General features: G+C 34.2%; 19 protein-coding genes and 1 riboswitch. Of the genes, 5 read left to right on the forward strand and 14 right to left on the reverse strand.

Annotated features, from left to right (window positions below):
- Positions 1 to 28: 28 nt before the first annotated feature.
- The 4 genes from metA to BK137_RS08065 form a co-directional block, all read right to left on the reverse strand.
- Positions 29 to 937, reverse strand: a complete 909-nt coding sequence (metA, locus tag BK137_RS08050) for a homoserine O-acetyltransferase MetA (RefSeq protein ID WP_038181475.1) — start codon at positions 935 to 937, stop codon at positions 29 to 31.
- 91 nt (positions 938 to 1,028) lie between these two features.
- Positions 1,029 to 1,136, reverse strand: a riboswitch (SAM riboswitch).
- A gap of 176 nt (positions 1,137 to 1,312) precedes the next feature.
- Positions 1,313 to 2,368 (reverse strand): UDP-glucose 4-epimerase GalE, encoded by a 1,056-nt coding sequence (galE, locus tag BK137_RS08055; protein WP_038181471.1) that lies wholly within the window; start codon positions 2,366 to 2,368, stop codon positions 1,313 to 1,315.
- Between the two features lie 167 nt (positions 2,369 to 2,535).
- On the reverse strand, positions 2,536 to 3,642 hold the full coding sequence (locus BK137_RS08060) for a glycosyltransferase family 4 protein (RefSeq protein WP_038181468.1): 1,107 nt from the start codon (positions 3,640 to 3,642) through the stop codon (positions 2,536 to 2,538).
- A gap of 382 nt (positions 3,643 to 4,024) precedes the next feature.
- Positions 4,025 to 4,660, reverse strand: coding sequence for a sugar transferase (locus BK137_RS08065; protein WP_038181464.1), 636 nt, complete (start codon positions 4,658 to 4,660; stop codon positions 4,025 to 4,027).
- Positions 4,661 to 5,592: 932 nt separating this feature from the next.
- Here BK137_RS08065 and BK137_RS08070 point away from each other — a divergent pair.
- Complete coding sequence (locus BK137_RS08070; protein ID WP_038181461.1) at positions 5,593 to 6,768, forward strand: aminotransferase class I/II-fold pyridoxal phosphate-dependent enzyme; 1,176 nt, start codon at positions 5,593 to 5,595, stop codon at positions 6,766 to 6,768.
- 356 nt (positions 6,769 to 7,124) lie between these two features.
- Here the strand turns inward: BK137_RS08070 and BK137_RS08075 are convergent, their stop codons facing one another.
- The 9 genes from BK137_RS08075 to BK137_RS08110 all read right to left on the reverse strand — a co-directional run bounded on the left by BK137_RS08075 (position 7,125) and on the right by BK137_RS08110 (position 15,270).
- A complete protein-coding gene (locus BK137_RS08075) occupies positions 7,125 to 7,322 on the reverse strand; it encodes a hypothetical protein (RefSeq protein ID WP_038181459.1) in 198 nt (65 codons plus the stop codon).
- Positions 7,304 to 7,510 (reverse strand): NERD domain-containing protein, encoded by a 207-nt coding sequence (locus tag BK137_RS22965; protein ID WP_412104683.1) that lies wholly within the window; start codon positions 7,508 to 7,510, stop codon positions 7,304 to 7,306. Before BK137_RS22965 ends, BK137_RS08075 begins: the two co-directional genes overlap by 19 nt.
- A gap of 361 nt (positions 7,511 to 7,871) precedes the next feature.
- Complete coding sequence (locus BK137_RS08080) at positions 7,872 to 8,375, reverse strand: hypothetical protein (RefSeq protein ID WP_038181456.1); 504 nt, start codon at positions 8,373 to 8,375, stop codon at positions 7,872 to 7,874.
- 161 nt (positions 8,376 to 8,536) lie between these two features.
- A complete protein-coding gene (locus BK137_RS08085; protein WP_038181454.1) occupies positions 8,537 to 9,670 on the reverse strand; it encodes an acetylornithine transaminase in 1,134 nt (377 codons plus the stop codon).
- Positions 9,667 to 10,446, reverse strand: coding sequence for an acetylglutamate kinase (gene argB / locus BK137_RS08090; RefSeq protein WP_038181450.1), 780 nt, complete (start codon positions 10,444 to 10,446; stop codon positions 9,667 to 9,669). The genes BK137_RS08085 and argB overlap by 4 nt, the downstream gene beginning before the upstream one ends.
- Positions 10,409 to 11,635: a bifunctional glutamate N-acetyltransferase/amino-acid acetyltransferase ArgJ gene (gene argJ, locus BK137_RS08095; RefSeq protein ID WP_038181447.1), complete on the reverse strand. Its 1,227-nt coding sequence runs from the start codon at positions 11,633 to 11,635 to the stop codon at positions 10,409 to 10,411. Before argJ ends, argB begins: the two co-directional genes overlap by 38 nt.
- A 15-nt stretch (positions 11,636 to 11,650) precedes the next feature.
- Entirely contained in the window at positions 11,651 to 12,685 is a 1,035-nt protein-coding gene (gene argC / locus BK137_RS08100; protein WP_038181446.1) for an N-acetyl-gamma-glutamyl-phosphate reductase, read from the reverse strand.
- A gap of 350 nt (positions 12,686 to 13,035) precedes the next feature.
- The gene (locus tag BK137_RS08105; RefSeq protein ID WP_038181445.1) at positions 13,036 to 14,241 is read right to left on the reverse strand and encodes an AI-2E family transporter; all 1,206 of its coding nucleotides are present in this window, start codon (positions 14,239 to 14,241) and stop codon (positions 13,036 to 13,038) included.
- Between the two features lie 84 nt (positions 14,242 to 14,325).
- Positions 14,326 to 15,270, reverse strand: coding sequence for an LCP family protein (locus BK137_RS08110; protein ID WP_038181443.1), 945 nt, complete (start codon positions 15,268 to 15,270; stop codon positions 14,326 to 14,328).
- A gap of 112 nt (positions 15,271 to 15,382) precedes the next feature.
- Here BK137_RS08110 and msrA point away from each other — a divergent pair, with 112 nt between their 5' ends.
- The 4 genes from msrA to BK137_RS08130 all read left to right on the forward strand — a co-directional run bounded on the left by msrA (position 15,383) and on the right by BK137_RS08130 (position 18,754).
- Entirely contained in the window at positions 15,383 to 15,910 is a 528-nt protein-coding gene (gene msrA / locus BK137_RS08115) for a peptide-methionine (S)-S-oxide reductase MsrA (protein WP_038181440.1), read from the forward strand.
- Between the two features lie 131 nt (positions 15,911 to 16,041).
- On the forward strand, positions 16,042 to 16,947 hold the full coding sequence (locus tag BK137_RS08120) for an AEC family transporter (protein WP_038181427.1): 906 nt from the start codon (positions 16,042 to 16,044) through the stop codon (positions 16,945 to 16,947).
- A gap of 94 nt (positions 16,948 to 17,041) precedes the next feature.
- Positions 17,042 to 17,923 carry a DMT family transporter gene (locus BK137_RS08125; protein WP_038181424.1) on the forward strand — a complete coding sequence of 294 codons (882 nt, stop codon included), beginning with the start codon at positions 17,042 to 17,044 and terminating at the stop codon, positions 17,921 to 17,923.
- A gap of 81 nt (positions 17,924 to 18,004) precedes the next feature.
- Complete coding sequence (locus tag BK137_RS08130; RefSeq protein WP_038181421.1) at positions 18,005 to 18,754, forward strand: class I SAM-dependent methyltransferase; 750 nt, start codon at positions 18,005 to 18,007, stop codon at positions 18,752 to 18,754.
- A gap of 226 nt (positions 18,755 to 18,980) precedes the next feature.
- On the opposite strand, the gene BK137_RS08135 is transcribed toward BK137_RS08130, so the two are convergent.
- Entirely contained in the window at positions 18,981 to 19,283 is a 303-nt protein-coding gene (locus BK137_RS08135) for a DUF3784 domain-containing protein (protein ID WP_038181418.1), read from the reverse strand.
- Positions 19,284 to 19,552 lie beyond the last annotated feature (269 nt).

Here is a 19,552-nt window from a genome sequence, read left to right on the forward strand (position 1 = left end):
TACTAATAGAATAGAGCATTTATTTATATTATTCCCACTCAAATGGTGTTTCTTGGTACACATAGTAGTTCAGCCAGTTAGAGAACAATAAATGCGTATGTGAACGCCAAGTATTATATGGCTGTTTTGCTGGATCATCATTTGGAAAATAATTTTGAGGAACTTCTATATTCAACCCTTTTGCAACGTCACGTGAATATTCGTCTGCCAAAGTATGAGCATCGTATTCTAAATGCCCAGTTATCATGATGTGCTTTTCATCTTCTGACATGACAATAAATACTCCAGCATCATCAGAGGCTGAAAGTAGTTTGAGCTTTGGATGAGCTTCAACTTCTTCAATAGATACAGATGTATTCCGTGAGTGTGGTGCAGTGAATATATCATTAAAACCTCGAACAAGCTTTACAGTTGGATCTGTGATTGTATGATCATAAATTCCTGAGCATTTCTTCGCAAGTGGGAATTTCCCAATACCATAATGATGATAAAGTGCTGCTTGTGCACCCCAACAGATATGTAACACAGAAGTGACATTTGTTTTAGTCCAATCCATAATACTGACGATTTCTTTCCAAAAATCAACATCTTCAAACTCCATTAATTCAATCGGTGCACCCGTTATAATCATGCCGTCAAAGCGTCGGTGCTTAACATGTTCAAACGTCGTATAAAATGATTCTAAATGTGTTTTACTAACATTTTTTGAAACATACGTTGCAGTATTTAAAAACGTTACGTTTACTTGTAGAGGTGTATTACCAAGTAGACGTAATAATTGAAGCTCAGTTTTCTCTTTTTCTGGCATTAAATTCAAAATTAATATATTTAAAGGACGAATATTTTGGCTTTTTGAACGGTCCTCTTCCATTACGAAGATTTTTTCCTCTTTTAGTAATTCCGTTGCCGGAAGGTTTTTCGGAATATTAATTGGCATAGCTATTTCTCTCCTTTTTGTCTATTATGTACACGCATATAAAAAGCCCTCATTCTAAGGATAAGAATGAGGGCTAACTTAACACGCTCGTTTCTTATCTTCCAAGACTTTTGTCTTGTAGGACTTAGCACCTTTCTGATTAAATCAGAGGTTGCTGAAGCTTCACAGGGCCTTATCCCTCTGCTTCTCTTGATAAGAATATGTAATTGATTTAATCCTATCATTAAATTGTCAGATAAGCAAACATTTCTGTCAATTTAACCATAGGAAATAAGCCCTCATAGTTTTCCTATAGGGCTTTAGAAAAGTATTTTAAAACAGGGTAATTCAGTATGTTTAATACAGTATAAATCATTTTCCATTTTTATGCAACAATTACAAATCAGTTATATATAACAACTGATTTTCTGCTACATTCCTTACCTTATAACCATTTGGATTATTCCTTTGCCATCTCCAAGCATCTCGACACATATCTTCCAAAGTTTTTTCTGCTACCCAATTCAGTTGTTGTTTTGCTTTTGTCGCATCTGCATAGCTAATGGTAACATCACCTTCACGTCGATCACTTATTAGGTATTTAATTGGAATACCTGAGACATATTCAAATGTTTTTACAACTTGTAGGACGCTATATCCTTCACCAGTACCTAGATTAAATACTCTCCATCCATACTTTCCTTTTAAACTTTCTAACGCTTTTACATGACCTTTTGCCAAGTCTACTACGTGAATATAATCACGAATACCGGTTCCATCAAGCGTTGGATAGTCATTTCCATATATATTTAAAAAAGGTAATTTACCCGTTGCCACTTGCGTAATATAAGGCATCAAATTATTCGGAACGGAAAAAGGATCTTCTCCTATCATGCCACTTTCATGTGCTCCAATTGGATTAAAATATCGTAATGAAACAATGGAAAAAGAATGATTGGATTGTGCAAATTCATATAAGAATTTTTCAACAGCTAGCTTTGTTGTTCCATAGGGATTCGTTGTATTTAAGGTTGCAGTTTCAGGGATAGGACATTGTTCTGGGGTGCCATAGACAGTTGCTGATGAACTGAAAACGAGTTGACGTACTTTATACTTATTCATTAGTTCGACTAACTGGATTGTGCTTACCAAATTCTGCAAGTAGTATTTAATTGGATTGTGGAGGGATTCTGAAACAGATTTGGAACCTGCTAAATGAATGACGCTATCGATTGAATAGTTTTGAAACACCTTTTCTAAATCTTCTTTATGACTAATATCTACGGAGAGACATGTTATTTTTTTCTTTGTGATTGCTTGCATACGATTGATTACTTCTTTATTACTATTAATAAAATTATCTACAATAATAATTTCATGACCAGCTTGTATTAACTCGATACATATATGTGAGCCAATATATCCTGCTCCACCAGTTACTAGAATGTTCAATGCTTCTCTCCATTTCTTAACTTCTTTGAATTACTTATTACATTCTTCCTCCTAGAACGAGATGTCTTTAGGATAATCGCCTCCTTTAATACAAATCCGTTTGTAACTTGTCTAAATTTAAAAATCTAGAGAATTGCTAATAAAAACTTAGTGATGATCAAGTATTGTTACATCTGTTTCTTTTCATTTTGAGCCTGTAAATACTGACTCACTGTTTTGTCATACATAGAATGAAATGAGAATCTATCTTCAAAATAACGGCAACCTGCATGACCAAGTTGCAGCCTTAAGTCGCTATTCTCTAGTAATTGAATCAACTTGTCTCTAATAACTTGTATATCATGATTTACTATATACCCTGTTTCATTATCGATAATGAGTTCTTGTACACCCCCTACATTCGAAGCGATAACTGGTAACTGAGCTCTCATTGCCTCTAAAATAGAGATAGGTAGTCCTTCAAAATTAGACAAAAGGACAAAGATGTCAGCCTGTTGTAGTTGTGTTTCTATATCATCACGAGAACCTAGAAATGTAACGCGGTGGTCGATACCATTTTGTAGCGTTAACGTTTTTGCAGCTTCCATCTCTTTTCCATCACCTATGAAAACTAGCTGCCACTCATTTTCTTTCATTGAGGAAAGAACTTCAATCAAAAGATCTTGACGCTTAGGTTGCTCAAATCTTGCTACCATAACGATTTTAGGTATTTTATTTTGAGGAAAGCTATGTTTATTACTATTACTCTGAATACCATTATGAATCGTCGTCATTTTTTCTTTTTTGCCAACTTTTTTTTTGATAGCAAGTGCGTAATCATAATTTGAAACAGTAATAATTCTAGTCGTTTTTCTCGCAAATGCCCTCTCGATTTGTTGATAAATCCAACGTTTTATTGGTTTTACTCCTTCAGTAAATGCCCAACCATGTGCAGTAAAGACAGTTGGTATATTTAAAGAAAAAGCTGCTAACCTACCAACTACACCCGCTTTTGATGAATGAAGAGCAACTACATCTGGATTAATACGACGTAATATGGAACGTATTTCAAAAAATGCACGAATATCAGCTACAAGGTGAATAGCCCATTTTAAATTTTGAAGTTGAATAATGCTTATATTCTTTTCATTTAACGGCTTAAAAATGAGTTCTCCTTTTGAAGTGAGTATTGTTACTTCATGTCCATCTAAAGCAAGTTGTTTTGTGAGAGCAAGTACATGTGTTTGAGCTCCGCCAGTTGTATCTAATTTCGTGATTATTTGAACAATTTTCATTAACTCACCTTTCTTTGATCTTTGTGTTAGCCAATATACGCTGATTAATGAAACTGTTCTCCATATGGCCAATTTATTTACCTTGAAACCACCATTAACGAATGCTTATGATTACACAAATACTTTGCTGCAATTATCTGGTTTTTAATATGGAATTAATAGCCGCTGTTAACAGTCAAACATTACTGCCTGTAATACAGTTACAAATACTAAAAACCTTCTAAGAATCTATTATGTATAAGTGAAATAAGCTATTATTTCTTTTTACTCCATCATTTTTGGCTTCACATGTCAGTTTACTGGATGATCAAACTTCATTATTTTTCGACTTGCTCGCAATACATGGCCATTTATATAGATGAAATATAACTTGAATTACATATCAATAAGCTCCTTCTCGACTAAAAACCACACGAATAGTGCGAATTAATATTTTGATATCGAGTAGTAAAGAGCAATTCTCTACGTAATCAATGTCATAATTTATTTTTCTTCCATGAGGAATATTAGAACGTCCATTTATTTGCGCCAATCCTGTAATTCCTGGTTTCATATACAATCTTTTAGACTGTTCTACATTATAATAAGCTGTAATTTCAGGTACTTCAGGTCTTGGTCCTACTAGACTCATTTCACCTTTTAAAACATTAATAATTTGTGGTAGTTCATCTAAGCTCATTTTTCTTAGTAACTTCCCTATACCTGTCATCCTCGTATCCTGTGAGTTCTTAAAAACAAACTGTTCGGGGACCCCACCTTCCCAGTCAGTCACTTTACACTTCTGACTAAGATCATTACGCATCGTCCTGAACTTCCAAATTTGAAAGTTTGAGTAATTTAATCCCGTTCTCTCTTGTGTAAAGAAAATAGGTCTTCCAGATACAATTAGTAATGCAATAGCTATTATTAGCATCATAAGTACAATAATAGGCAAAAGAATACTAGAAACAACTACATCTAATAGTCTCTTTCCATATTTAGCATAAAACCTAGGTCTATATATTACATTTATATGCATATCAAACCTCCTTTTTCACCATCAATTTCGAACTACACTTATAACAAATGTATTGATTCTATTATTTGATTTAGAATACACATTCCATTTTTTATCGAAAATAAAATATTTCATAGAAGATAAAAATTTGCGTCAAGTTCATTCTAAACCTTATTTTTCACGGTCTTTTCTTTAAGAAATATATGAACATATTTCTTCTTTTATGATGAAATCTAAGTTAAGTATATTTATTTTTTAAACATTTCTATATCAATGAAGGTAAAACACTAAGAAAAAGCATCATGTTATAGTTTTTTTGAAAATTTAATAAGGTTTGCAACACTTCCATAGTAAAAACCAACTTTATAATAGTTTATTTTGAAAATACATACAATTTTCCACAAAAAAATCAAATGCCTACTATAAGACATTTGATTTACCATAAAATTTTTATTTTGAACTTTTTACAGAGTTAACTAAATCCTCACTAAAGTTTGCCAATTTTTTTGATACTGTTGAGACAGATTCAATTGATGATATACCTACTTTATGACTATTCTAGTCCGAATCTGTATCATAAACTGTTACAAAATCTATTTATTAGAACTCGGAATCTTCACTCTAAAAATGATAGATGATTTATTTACTATAACCCCAAACAACAATTCGATTGTTACATTTTGTATATTTACATAATTAAAGCTACCATATAGTAGTAATATATAGATCATTTTTAGAGGCAAGCCAATATAAATATCACTTGTATTAATATATTTCACTAGTGAAGATGAACTAAAATCTCTTTTTTTAATCTTAAAACATTTATAAACATTGAACATTCAGAGAATATTTATCAAATAATATGAAATTACTAAAGTTTATCTGTTACATAATAGCTTTAGTATGTTAAAATATTTCTTAAAATTACTTTTGCAACTAAGGAGTGCTTGCATGTGAAAATCGAAAAATCAAAAAAAATGGCTATGTTTCCAAAAGCAATATTCGGTGATTTGAAAGCGGCGGCCAATGCGAAAGCAGCTGAAGGCGTTAAATTAATCGATTTAAGCTTAGGAAGCCCGGATCTTCCACCAGACGAAAAAGTACGTAAAGTATTGTCTGAGCGTAGTGCATTAGCCAGCTCATATGGTTATACACTAAGTGGTACGAAACGATTCTACGAAGCGGTAGCCCGTTATTACAAACGTCGTACTAATGTAGATTTAGATCCTAATACGGAAATTATTCAAACAATGGGTTCACAAGAAGGACTGGTCCATTTACCGATGGCCTTCTGTAATAAAGGTGACTATGTACTAACGACGAACCCAGCCTACGTAGCCTTTGATGCCGGTATTCATCTTGCAGAAGCTATTCCTTACTATATGCCTTTATTAGAAGAAAATAATTACTTACCAGATTTCGATGCAATTCCTGTAGAGGTTGCTGAAAAGGCAAAACTGATGATTCTTAACTTACCAGGAAATCCAGTTCCTGCAATGCCTAACGAAGCATTTTTCGCTAAAGCAGTTGCATTTGGCCGTAAATATAATGTCATTATTTTACATGATGCTGCCTATTCAGAATTCTATTTTGAAGGCGACCGTCCATCAAGCTTCCTTGCTACACCAGGAGCTAAAGAAGTCGGCATGGAAATCAACTCTCTTTCTAAAAGCTTTAGTTTAGCTGGTGCACGTATTGCCTACATAGCAGGAAATGCTGAGATGATCTCAATTATCCAAGAACTAAAATCTAATTTGGATTACGGAACTTTTGAGCCAATCCAAGAAGCTGGTATTGTTGCATTAGACAATGCTGAAGAAATAACAGATCGTCTTCGTGCTACATTCTCAAAACGCCACCATATTTTAATGGATGGTTTAACTAAAATTGGCTGGAACGTAACACCTTCAAAGGGTGGTATGTTCGTCTGGGCTAAATACCCAAATCAAGAAATGAACGATATCGACTTTGTATATCACGCAATTAAAGAAACAGGCGTAGTCATGGTACCAGGTATCATCTTCGGTGATGCTGGAGCTGGTTATGTACGCTTAGCACTTGTTCAAAATGAAGAATTAATAGCTGAGGCTGTTGAACGACTTGCTACATTATCAGTAGTGCACGCATAATAGCTTTTGACCGCAATAGGGTAATACCTTTTGCGGTTTTTTTGTGGTGAAGGTGATGGAAATTTTTCTTGTGATATAAAACACTCAGCTTTTCTTTCAACCTACTCGCTCTTTTTGGGCTTCCTTTTGTGCTATTATGGCTCTCTTTTAACCTATTCAGCTCTTCTTTTAACTCACTCGCTCTTTTTGGCCTTTCTTTTGTGCTACTCGAGCTCTCTTTTAACCTATTCAGATGACTCCGTTTTTTATTTGTTCAATTGGTATATTGTATTTTCCGCATAAAGGTCTATGTTTAAAAGATCTATTATTCACTTTAATTGAATGAATTACTGCTCCTAATTGAGCTTTGTTTATTACTAGAGCTCATTTAGTTTTTGGATAAATAGTGCGATTTCTTTCGACATGATGTACGGTACAGTTGTAGGTACAGTTTTAATTACTGTACGGCTATTAGGCATAATGATTGTTTTATAAATAGGTAATTGCAAAAACTTCATGTTTTTTAACCAGCGCTCAAATGTATCTGTTGCACGAATTAATTGATTTGCGGACAATGATATGCAATGGAGTGCCCTTCAAGTTCTTGAATGAGTTGATAGGGCTGTTCTTGGAAATGTAAAGTTCCTCTCATATTTTTAATTTCAATTAATAGAATATAGCTTTGTGTGAGTAAGTCGGAATCTATTTGGGCAATACGAGTTGGAGAGAGTTGACACTCGAAGTTTGGGAAGTAAAAAAAGATTTGTTAAACGGTACTTCTAGTACCATTTGATTTACGCGACATTCACCATTAAAACCAGCTGTTACATTTTCAAGTTGGCGAATGATGTCTTCGATTTTTTGATGATCTGGGGAGAGTCGTTTAATGAGTCGCTTATGTGCAAAGATTTCACTTGGTACTTGTCGCTTAATGAATATAGGCTTCCCCCCTAAACCACCACACTTTTATTCATACCACCTTATATACAGAATAGCCAAACAATATTACTCTATATTATTGTTTCTTATATATGAAAATATTGTAGTTTAATTCAAAAGTAAATCAATTCATAAAGTAAAAAAGAATCCATTCTGATAAAATGAATTCTTTTTTATACAGGCACTTAATCATCCAACAATATAATTTTTTGCGGTGTTGTTTGTGGTGGAATGCTACGTGTACTCATTTTGAAGAATACAGCTATGTCATGTCCATCAAGCTTTTCGGTCGCAATACTTTCCCCTACTGCATCTATTATTTTCGTATTTTGACTAATATTTAGCCGTAAATCTGATTCTACTAAAGATGTTTCGGCATTGTATGTACCAACTTTGTTGCCATAGAATAAATCTTTCTCATTCACAAGCACGAGTGTTGGAGAGAATTGCGGTGGAAAGATCATCATTGCAGGTTGAAGCTCATGGACATAGGCATGAATAAAAAAGCCTCGCTTTAGTTCACTTACTAGAAGGGGCTCATATGAAGTGCTATTAAAAATAAGTGTTTCTTTCGTTAGATTAAGTATAAATGTAGAGTTGTCATCTTGTTTTTGACAAGCTAAGGCGAAATGAGATGATGTTTCCTGGAGTTCAGTGAGTATACCTTTGAAATGTATAAAGTTAGACATGTTAATTCCCCCTTTTTTACTTTTGACGAATTACATACCTGGAAGTTTCGTGTTCAACAATAAGCGAAAAGGTCCGTGAACCCATTCGCTTATATAAAACACTTTTGAAAGAGGTATAGAGTAATGAATTGCGATTCTCTGAACGCATTAATTCAAACTTATTAATCGTTAATAATATCTGCTAAGATTGCGATGGCTGCATCGATTTCTTCATGTGTTACTGTAAGAGGTGGCAGTAAACGAATGACTTCTTCACCTGCACCAACTAATAGTAAGCCTGCATCTTCAGCTTTTGTAATAAAAGGTGCTACAGCTTTTCCGCAGTCTACACCTAGCAGTAAGCCCATTCCTTTTACTGTAAACTTCTCAGCTGGTAGAGTTTTTTCTAATTGCTTTGTGAAATACTCTGATTTTTTAAGTACTTCCCCTAAAAACGACTCTTCAAACACATGATTAAGAACTGTTTGCGCAACGGCTACTGCTAGTGGGTTCCCCCCAAATGTTGTTCCGTGTGTACCCGGGCTGAATGTGTCATACATTTCAGATGTTCCAAGCATTGCACCGATTGGGAAGCCACCACCGAGTCCTTTAGCTAGGGTTAAAATATCTGGTTTCAATGCAGTTTGTTCATAAGCATAACGTGTACCTGTGCGAGAGATACCTGTTTGTACTTCATCAATAATGAGTAAGATTCCTTGTTCTTTACAGATTTTAGTAATGGCTTCACCAAATTCTTCGGAAACAGAATTGACTCCACCTTCGCCTTGCACGACTTCTAGCATAATAGCTGCTACTTCATCATTTACTACTGCTTCTAGAGCTTTCACATCGTTAAATGGAACATGGATGAATTTATTTACTAAAGGACCAAAGCCTTGTTGCACTTTTGCTTGACCTGTAGCTGACATTGCACCGAATGTTCTTCCATGAAATGAATTTTCAAAAGTGATGATTGTATGTTTACCCGTATGCTTACGAGCAAGTTTGATTGCTGCTTCATTTGCTTCAGCCCCACTATTACAAAAAAATCCATGTGCCAGATGAGTATCTTTCAGAAGAGTGGCTGCTAATTGCTCTTGTTCTGGACTTTCAAATAAATTAGAAATATGCCATAATTTTTCACTTTGCACTTTAATGGCCTCTACTAAAATAGGATTTGCATGACCTAGACTTAGTACTGCAATGCCACTAGTAAAATCCAAATACTCTTTTCCTGCTTCATCATATACTTTCGTTCCTAGCCCTTTTACTAAATGAACTGGACGTCTGCTATAGTTCCCAAATAATGCACTCATGCGAAAACTTCCTTTCTTTGGATCGTTGTACCGACTAATTTTGAACCAACGATTTGAACAGTTGGTATACCTTCATTTAAACAATCAACGGCAGCTTGAACTTTTGGAATCATGCCTCCATATATATCGCCAGAATTAATCCATTCTTTGATCTGTTCTGGATTTACACTGATTTGAACTTCTTCCTCAATTTTTATCCCTGGTGTATCCGTCACGAGTAAAAGGCTATCAGCATTCATTGATAAAGCCACTTTACTAGCAACTGTATCACCATTAATATTCAGAGGTATCCCATCAGATGTCGCTCCAAAACAAGAAACTACTGGAATGATTTTTTCAGCAAGTAAAGTTTTTAGAAGTTCCGTATTTACTGCTTCGATATTTCCTACGTAACCATATTCTTTTTCGTCTAAGAACGAACAGTTAAATAAACTTCCATCATAACCACTTAGCCCTAACGCTTTAATACCTGCAACATTCAATTGATGCGTTAATACTGGATTTACTTTACCAATTAATGTTGATTGTACAATTTCAACAGCTTTACTTGATGTCACTCGAATACCATTTTTAGTAGTAGTTTCAACATTAGCGCTTTTTAATGCTTGATTAATAGCAGGTCCACCGCCATGAACGATAATAATATCTATGCCAGCTTGTTGCATCTTTTTAAAGTTTTCGAAAAATTCAGCATTTAAACCTTTTAACATACTACCACCTAGTTTAATAACAATCGTTTTATGATCTGTATGTTGCATTGATTTGTACGTAGTCATATGTTAAATCACATCCCCAAGCAGTACCATAGCCTACACCTTGATTTAAGGATACTGCGATTTTCACTTCATTTTGTTTCAAATAGACAATAAGTTCTTCTTCAGAAAATGGTACTGGTTCACCCTTTTCAACAACTGTAGTTGAACCAATTTGAATTTTCACATCGGTCGGGTCAACTGTTGCACCACTGTATCCTACAGCACAAATAATTCGTCCCCAGTTTGCATCACAACCAAAAATCGCTGTTTTCACTAAAGGTGAACCTACAACTGTTTTCGCAATTTTACGTGCCTCTTCATCAGTTACAGCACCTTCAACTTTAACTTCGATTAATTTAGTTGCACCTTCACCGTCTTTTGCGATCATTTTTGAAAGGTCTTGAGATACAGCATGGAAAGCGGCTTTAAAAGTCTCCCATTCTGGATGTGCTGGCGTTAATGTGGCATTGCCTGCTAATCCGTTAGCTAATACTAAGACGGTATCATTTGTAGATGTATCGCCATCTACCGTTATCGCATTAAAAGTCACATCAGTTACTTCTTTTAATAGTTGTTGCAATGCTTGTTGATCGATATCTGCATCAGTTGTAACATAGGCAAGCATTGTAGCCATTTTAGGTTCAATCATACCTGATCCTTTTGCCACACCCGCGATGACAACTTCTTTATCGTCTATAACTACGCTATATGCTGTATTTTTAGTGACCGTATCAGTAGTTAGTATTGCTTGTGCGAAATCAATTGCTCCTTCTAACGTTGCATTTGGTGTAATTTCAGCAATTCCTTTTGCAATCGGCTCCATGTTCATGATTTCTCCGATTACGCCTGTCGATGAAACCCCAACAAGTTCTTTCGCAATCCCTAATTTTTCTGCTGTTAATTGTTGCATTGTTTCAGCATCTTTATAGCCTTGAGTTCCTGTACACGCATTTGCATTACCAGAGTTGACAATAAGTGCTTGCATTTTTCCGTATTCTTTCACAACCTGCTTTGTCAGTACAAGAGGGGCTGCTTTAATAACGTTTGTTGTAAAAACACCAGCTACATTTGCAGGTACTTTACTTACTAAAATCGCTAAATCTTTTTTCTTATGTTTTACGCCGCAATGTATACCTGTTGCAGTAAACCCTTTAGGTGAAACGATATTTTTACTCGAAATTCTTTTTAAACTCTCAAATGTTATTGTCATATAAACACTCCCTTTTTAAATGTATAATGGCACTTGCATAAGGCCGGTTGTTTCATCAAAACCAAATTGTATGTTCATATTTTGAATGGCTTGACCGGCTGCTCCTTTAACTAAATTATCAATAACCGCAATAATCGTAGCTCTACCAGTCCTAGAATCTACTTTCACATGGATATCACAGAAATTAGAACCATAAACTTGGTTCGTTCCAAATTTTGCTGTCTCTTTTATTATTCGAACAAAAGGATTGCTTTGATATTGTTTAACTAAACAGTAATATAGTTGTTCTTCTGTTGTGCATGGAGTAATCTGCGCATAGCTTGTTGCCAGAATCCCTCGCGTCATCGGTACTAATGTTGTTGTAAATGTAATTGGTGTATCACTATTTGCGAACATTTTCATAGCTTGTTCAATTTCAGGAATATGTTGGTGTTCATGTATTTTATAGATGGCTGTATTTTCATTTGTTTCACTGAAGTGAGTCATCATACTAGGCTTATTACCCGCCCCTGAGATTCCACTTTTGGCATCAATGACTAAACCATTTGCATAAATTAAATCTTCTTTTAACAAAGGTAATAGAGAAAGTAAAACTGCCGTTGGATAACAACCTGGATTGGCAATAAGTTTTGCATCTTGAATGGCTTCTTTGTTCCATTCACTCAAACCATATACGCTTTGTTCTACTGCATCACTAGGAGCTGACTCTTTTTTGTACCATTTTTCATAATCTTCTAAATTTTTTAGTCGGAAATCACCTGATAAATCTATGAATTTCGTTGAGCTATTTAATAGAGGTGGTAGAAGCTTGCTTGAAACCCCAGAAGGAGTACTTGTAAATACAACATCTAATTCAGCTAATGTATCTGCATCAATTTTCTCTAATGGTTGATCATATAGTTTTTTTAAATGACCAAATTTTTGTGAAAAAATGGCTCCTTCATCAGAAGAAGTGAATAATTTAATTTTTTCGACTTCATTATGATTATGTAATAATCTTATTAGTTCTAACCCGCCATATCCTGTTGCACCAATAATTCCGACCTTCAACTGAATCACCTCACGTGTATGTTACAAACTATTATAAGTATGTATAAATATAAAGTCAATTGTATTTTTATTTATATTTCATTCTATTGAAAATGTACACGCTTCCATCATTGATACAAAAACATTTGATATTGTAAAAATATTTCTTCAAAAGGGATTTTTCATAACAAATTGTATTTTCATGCATAAAAAAACAGCAAATCCTTCAGTTTAAATTGAAAGAATAGCTGTTTTTCTTTATAAAATTGCATATAACCGTATTTAGATTTATTGAATTGACAAAAAACTGTTCAACTAATCATACATTTTTCCTTTCCTTAACAAAAAAAATCGGTAGCAAATGCTACCGATTATTCGTCTTTCCAGTTCTCCACTTCATATTCCATAGTAGGATCTGGTTCTTGGCGATTATAGCGTTTCTTATATAAATAGAATAAGTGTGTTACTAACACTTTGAGAACTGCGTAACCTGGTATACCTAGAACAACACCTGGTACACCGAATAACGAACCTGCAGTTAGTAATACAAATATGATGGTAATAGGGTGGACATGTAACGATTTCCCCATAACTTGTGGTGAAATAAATTTCCCTTCCACTAATTGCACGATAGTCCATACCACTGCCAGTTTGACCAACATAATTGGCGACGTTACGATAGCGATAATCGCAGCAGGTGTTATGGCAATAATAGGTCCTAAATAAGGCACAACACTTGTAACCATCGCTAAAAAACCTAGCACGATAGCATAATCCATATCGATAATTAAGAAACCAATTGTGATCATGACACCGATACAAAATGCAACAATAATTTGCCCTTGAATATATGAGCTAATTTGGCGATCAGCTTTATGGAAAAGGTGAGCCGCGTCATCTCTCATACGAGGAGGAAGCATTTTCAAAATAAATTTTGGAAGTTTTTCTCCATCTTTTAATAAGTAGAATAAGATGAATGGGACAGTTACGATTGCTAAAAGAATTCCCGTTAGAGTGGAAATAAAGCCTGTAATACCTGTCGCAATACCGCTTCCTAGTTTACCCGCTGTATCTTTAACTGTATCACTTAAATCTTTCGTTATATCTGACATTACTTGATCTAAATCAAAATTGTATTTAGACAAGAAGGAATTGAAAGTCGATCCTTGTACGAAAGATTGCGTTTTATGAAGCATTTCCATAAAGTATTGTGGGAATTCATTGATTAAATTCGTAAACTGCCCTTTTAGGAATGGGAATACTAGAATAACTAACAAAGTAATTATTCCGGCTAGCCCAAGGTAAATAATCAAAATCCCCCATACTCTCGGAATTTTCCAATTCTCAAGTATACGCAGAATAGGTCTTAATAAATAATAAGCAATTGCGGCTAAAATAACCGGGAGTACTACTGTTTGTAAAAAAACAATAATGGGATAGAAAATAAATGATACTTTATCATAGATGAAAATAATACAACCTAAAATTAATAAGGTTAATAATCCAAAAAGTAAATTTCTACCTCCTAAGAAACGAATAAATCTCGTTGAAAAAAATGATGGTTTTTCTGGTTCCATCCAATCCCCCCTTTTGACAAAAAGTGCTATATGATTAGTTTACAGGATGCATTCGTTTTGCGCTAATAATATTATACCCCTATATTACTGTTCAAAATCAAGAAATTCCTCTAAAGCTTTATTATTTAATGCACGATCAATTTCAATAACAGATCCTGCATGAGGATAATTGGCAAATGAATAGCCATGTTCAACCGGAATAGTTAGTTTTTCGATATTAAGGTCCCCACCTTTTATGATTGATGTCATAAATGATAATTCATCTTTAGTTGTCATATCAGTTTGAACATAACCTTGAAGCGCACCTAATAATTTAGGGAAGTTTTTATAATTTCCAGGTGATACAACTTCTTTTTTCAATGCCTCTAGAGCCTTTTGTTGACGATCTACACGCCCAAAGTCACCCTTTTCATCCGAACGGAACCGAGCAAAGCCTAATAATTCTTTACCATTCAACTGATGTGTTCCTTTTTTCAATTTAACTCCGATGTTTTTCGACATATCTTTGTCGACATTTACTTCTACCCCATTTGGTGCAAGAATATCTACCATTGATTCAAAGCTTTTAAAGTCAATTAATGCATAGTGATTAATTTCAACATCGAACATATTACTAATTGTATCTTTCAATAATTGAACACCATCTAAATAATAAGCTGTATTCAACTTATATGATTGATAGCCAGGGATTTCTGCATAAATATCTCGCATGAATGATACCATTTTAATGTCATTTGTGTCTTTGTTCCATGAAACAAGAATCATAGAGTCTGTTCGCGATTTTGCCTCTCCGCGAGAATCGACACCTAAAAGTAAAATATTATCTATATTTTTTGATGAAGCCTCATCACCAATAAAGTCTTCTTTTATATGTTCTTGCCCTTTCGCAAGTTCTAATCCTGCTTTATATTCAGTGTATGCATATACTCCTACCCCTACTAATAGAAGTAGTAGAAAAGTAAAGAACACACGTCCTTTTCGAAGTTTGCGTCTTTTTTTGCGCACTCGCGTTTGTTGATTTTCTTGCATGATGTATGCTCCTTTCAAGTGGGTATGTTTTTCTAGTAGTCAATGTTGTAAACTATAAGATGTACAAGATGGCACGTATTAATGACGTCTTTATACTAATGGAGGTTACAACATGGAACAAATTACAAATAAGGCTACATTTGCTGGTGGATGTTTTTGGTGCATGGTCAAGCCATTTGTCGAATATGACGGAATACATAAAGTAACTTCAGGATACATGGGTGGACATATAGAAAATCCAACATATGAAGACGTAAAAGCAGGTCAATCAGGTCACTTAGAAGTCGTTCAGATTGAATTTGATCCAGCGCTCTTTTCATACGAAAAATTACTCGAAATCTATTGGCCACAAGTCGACCCTACAGATGACGGAGGTCAATTCCAGGACCGTGGTGAATCTTATAAAGCTGCCATTTTCTATCATGATTCATTGCAACAACAATTAGCCGAAGCTTCCAAACAAGCGTTAGTTGAAAGTGGTCGTTTTAAAAAGCCAATCGTTACTGAGATTCGAGAAGCAAGTATATTCTATCCTGCTGAAGATTACCATCAGGATTATTACAAAAAAAGTGCCAAACACTATAAAGAAGACCGTGCAAAATCCGGTCGCGATGAATTTATCAATACAAATTGGAAGTAACAATAGTTAACACGTAGGTTAGTTACTACGTGTTTTTCTTTGAAAAATAAACTTTTTTTAAAATAGTATTGTCTATATTTTTTAAAGTGGAATAATAAGAAATATCTAATAAATCTAACGGAGATGATTATTTGTCATTATTTCTTATTATTTTACCGGTTCTAATAGTGTTTTCAATAGGTTTTATCGGACAAAAATGTATAGGCTTTGATATAAAATCAATTTCTACAGCAGCCCTATACTTAATGTCACCATTCCTCGCTTTTCGGACATTTTATACGACACCTTTAACTAAAGACTATTTATACATAGCGATTTTCGCAATTTTGTTAACGGTTGTACTGTTTCTCATTACATGGGCTATGTCCGCTATATTTAAGGCTTCTCGATCAGAATTTTCTGCAATGATCCTCGGAGCCGTGTTCATGAATAGTGGCAATTACGGAGCACCCGTTGTGTTATTTGCTTTAGGTGCTGCAGGTTTTGATATAGCCGTAATTATAATGGTACTTCATTCACTTCTAATGAATAGTTTAGGCATTTTCTTTGCTTCAATTGGCGGATCACAAAAAGCAACAATACAACAATCCATTCAAAAAGTTTTGCGCATGCCTTTAATCTACGCAGCACTAGCGGGTATTACTTTAGAATTTTACCATATTCCTATTCCTAAAACAGTAATGGATGGTGTTAGTTTAGTAGCTGAAGCTTCTATTCCAACAGTTATGCTCGTTTTAGGGATGCAGTTAGCTGCTATTTCTGCTAAAAAGGTAGATTATCGCTTAGTTTCAGTTGTATCTATTATCCGTATAGTTTTATCACCGATTCTAGCAGCAGTTATCTTAACTTTTATGCCCCTCAGTTCTCTAATTAAAACCGTTTTGATCATCCAATCTGCTATGCCCGCTGCTGCAAATACAACGATGATAGCACTACAGTTTGATACAGAACCTGATTTAGTATCCTTTACTACATTTGTAACTACAATTATTAGTATCGTATCAATACCGGTTGTACTTTATTTCTTAGGTATTTAAGCCTTGATTTTCTGATATATTCAAATATTATTGCAGATTAAATCAGTATGTCGAAAAAATGGATGCTATATATTTTAAGAGTGAGGTCCTTTATATGAATAGAATCCCAGCGTTTGTATTGCTACTTTTAGCAACTATTCTTTGGGGCGGCAATTTTGTCATTGGACGTGCAGTTGCCAATGATTTACCACCATTCACACTTGCATTTCTACGTTGGTGTACGGCTTTTATCGTCTTTTTACCGATAGCCTATGTTGCTTTAAAACGAGATTTCAAAGAGATACTGAAGCATTGGCGAATTGTTTTTATTCTTGGTTTTACTGGGGTCGCTAGTTTCAACACACTCGTATACATAGCTCTACACTACACAACTTCGATTAATGCATCATTGATGAATATGTTAACACTCGTTGTCATTTACATATTATCTTTTATATTTTTAAAGGAACGTTTAACGAAAAATCAATTGATTGGTACAGCCATTTCTTTTATCGGTGTTTTATGTATCATTTCAAACGGTTCAGTAGAAACTTTACGCCATTTTTCCTTTAATAAAGGGGATATAATCGTTATTGCTGCTGTAGTTTTATGGAGTATCTATTCTTTATTAGTAAAACAATATGCAAAGCAATTACCTGGAAATTCAACATTTCTTGTTTCAATATTCGTAGGTATCATTATGTTACTACCCTTTTTCCTATATGAATCTGTTCAAACAACGACTGTGATCCATTGGTCTGGAACAGCATTTTTCGCTATTATTTATACAGGTATATTTGCATCGATTATTGCATTTATTTCCTGGAATACTGGTGTAGTGCGTATTGGAGCCAATAAAGCCGGATTATATTTAAATTTCATACCTGTGTTTGCTTCGATTTTCGCAGTACTCTTTATTGGTGAATCCCTTACTTTATCACAAGTAATCGGAGGATTATGCGTAATTGCTGGTGTATATTGTTCAGGTAGAAAATAGTATAGCGAAAATCTTCAAATAATTTGATTTACAACACAATAATCCATATTCTATTTATATAGATAGGAGTTTAGATATAACATGACCAAACAAAATAAATATGATGAAACAAATTTCTTTTCTGCTTATGAACAAATGCCTCGCTCAGTCGAAGGTCTTGAAGCTGCAGGTGAATGGCATATATTAAAAACACTACTACCAAAACTAAAAAATAAGCGCGTACTTGATCTTGGATGCGGTTTTGGCTGGCATTGCCGATTTGCTCGTGAGCAACAAGCCAGTTCTGTAATTGGCGTTGATTTAAAAAAAAAAATGTTGGAAAAAGCGCGTGAAAAAACAGATGACTCTGGCATAACCTATATTCAAGAATCGATTGAAGATATTCAATTTTCAGATGCACAATTTGATGTAGTCATAAGCTCTCTCGCTTTACACTATATTCAGTCATTCGATACAATTTGCAAGAAAGTCTATGATTACTTAGATGATGGTGGGTCATTTGTCTTCTCTGTTGAACATCCAATCTTTACTTCTAGAAGTGAACAAGATTGGTATAACGATGAAAAAGGCAATCGTTTACACTGGCCAGTAGACAATTATCATTTTGAAGGATTACGTGAAACGTCCTTTTTAAATGAAAGCGTTCAAAAATATCACCGTACGATTTCTACTTATATCAATGATTTGATTAACGCAGGTTTTAGTATTAGTGCAGTCAAAGAATCTACACCTTCTGAAGAAATGTTAAAGAATATACCTGAAATGCACGATGAAAACCGTCGACCAATGTTTTTAATGATTGCTGCAAATAAAGGTGTCTCTAAAAATTAATAATAATCTCTAACAAAAAGCGTTCCTACTTAATGTAGAAGCGCTTTTTGTTAATCCAATATCCCTTCAGATCTATTGATTTACATATCGCCATACTTTCCCTGTAACATTTCCCGTAATAATGCGAATTTAAACCATCTAATTATGAATCGATTACACTTGTAGTAGTAGGCTTTTCACAGATTAAAATCCGCTCATTCCTAGGAACAAGCGGATTATATCCAACTTATTGATGTTGCTTTCTTGTATAAAGAACCAAAATGATTAACAACAACAGCATGATGAATGAAATTAAGTTTAAAAATATATGCCCAAAATATTTTAAAAAAGGGGTAATAAAAAGTAAACATGCAAAGGCTATACAGAATAAGCCGTTGTTTTTTGCGAATTTTGATTTATTGCCTTTGAATTTTTGACCATTATATCCTGCAACTAATTCAACATCTTCTTTTTTATAGATAAATAACCCTAAGGCTAAAAAGCAGAGACTGATCAAACTTGTAATCAATATGTCGATTAAAGTAGCCAAGTTTACTCCTCCTTAGTGCTTATTTTATTTCATTTAATAAAATCTATGCATGGAAGATGTCTTGCTTTAATAATTATATCCTCTAAAAGTTAATGTTATTTAATTGTTTTGTAAATTTTCATTCATTTTATATAAAATTTATTAAGGGTATCCTTGGAAAGTAGCTTATATTCAGTGATTATATCTAATTAGGACTGATTCTTATTCATCGAATTTGAATGAGCAACTAGTATATTTTCACAAAATATTTACAAAAAACACTTTAAGTG

The sequence above is a fragment of the Viridibacillus arenosi genome, assembly GCF_001955655.1.
GTDB lineage: Bacteria > Bacillota > Bacilli > Bacillales_A > Planococcaceae > Viridibacillus > Viridibacillus arenosi.

What these genes read in the sequence shown, in the direction of transcription:
- BK137_RS08065 (WP_038181464.1), bottom strand. Translation starts at nt 4,660, where the DNA reads ATGCATATAAATGTAATATATAGACCTAGGTTTTATGCTAAATATGGA.
- msrA (WP_038181440.1), top strand. Translation starts at nt 15,383, where the DNA reads ATGGAACAAATTACAAATAAGGCTACATTTGCTGGTGGATGTTTTTGG.
- BK137_RS08130 (WP_038181421.1), top strand. Translation starts at nt 18,005, where the DNA reads ATGACCAAACAAAATAAATATGATGAAACAAATTTCTTTTCTGCTTAT.
- argB (WP_038181450.1), bottom strand. Translation starts at nt 10,446, where the DNA reads ATGACTACGTACAAATCAATGCAACATACAGATCATAAAACGATTGTT.
- BK137_RS08105 (WP_038181445.1), bottom strand. Translation starts at nt 14,241, where the DNA reads ATGGAACCAGAAAAACCATCATTTTTTTCAACGAGATTTATTCGTTTC.
- argJ (WP_038181447.1), bottom strand. Translation starts at nt 11,635, where the DNA reads ATGACAATAACATTTGAGAGTTTAAAAAGAATTTCGAGTAAAAATATC.
- BK137_RS08110 (WP_038181443.1), bottom strand. Translation starts at nt 15,270, where the DNA reads ATGCAAGAAAATCAACAAACGCGAGTGCGCAAAAAAAGACGCAAACTT.
- BK137_RS08060 (WP_038181468.1), bottom strand. Translation starts at nt 3,642, where the DNA reads ATGAAAATTGTTCAAATAATCACGAAATTAGATACAACTGGCGGAGCT.
- BK137_RS08085 (WP_038181454.1), bottom strand. Translation starts at nt 9,670, where the DNA reads ATGAGTGCATTATTTGGGAACTATAGCAGACGTCCAGTTCATTTAGTA.
- BK137_RS08080 (WP_038181456.1), bottom strand. Translation starts at nt 8,375, where the DNA reads ATGTCTAACTTTATACATTTCAAAGGTATACTCACTGAACTCCAGGAA.
- metA (WP_038181475.1), bottom strand. Translation starts at nt 937, where the DNA reads ATGCCAATTAATATTCCGAAAAACCTTCCGGCAACGGAATTACTAAAA.
- BK137_RS08125 (WP_038181424.1), top strand. Translation starts at nt 17,042, where the DNA reads ATGAATAGAATCCCAGCGTTTGTATTGCTACTTTTAGCAACTATTCTT.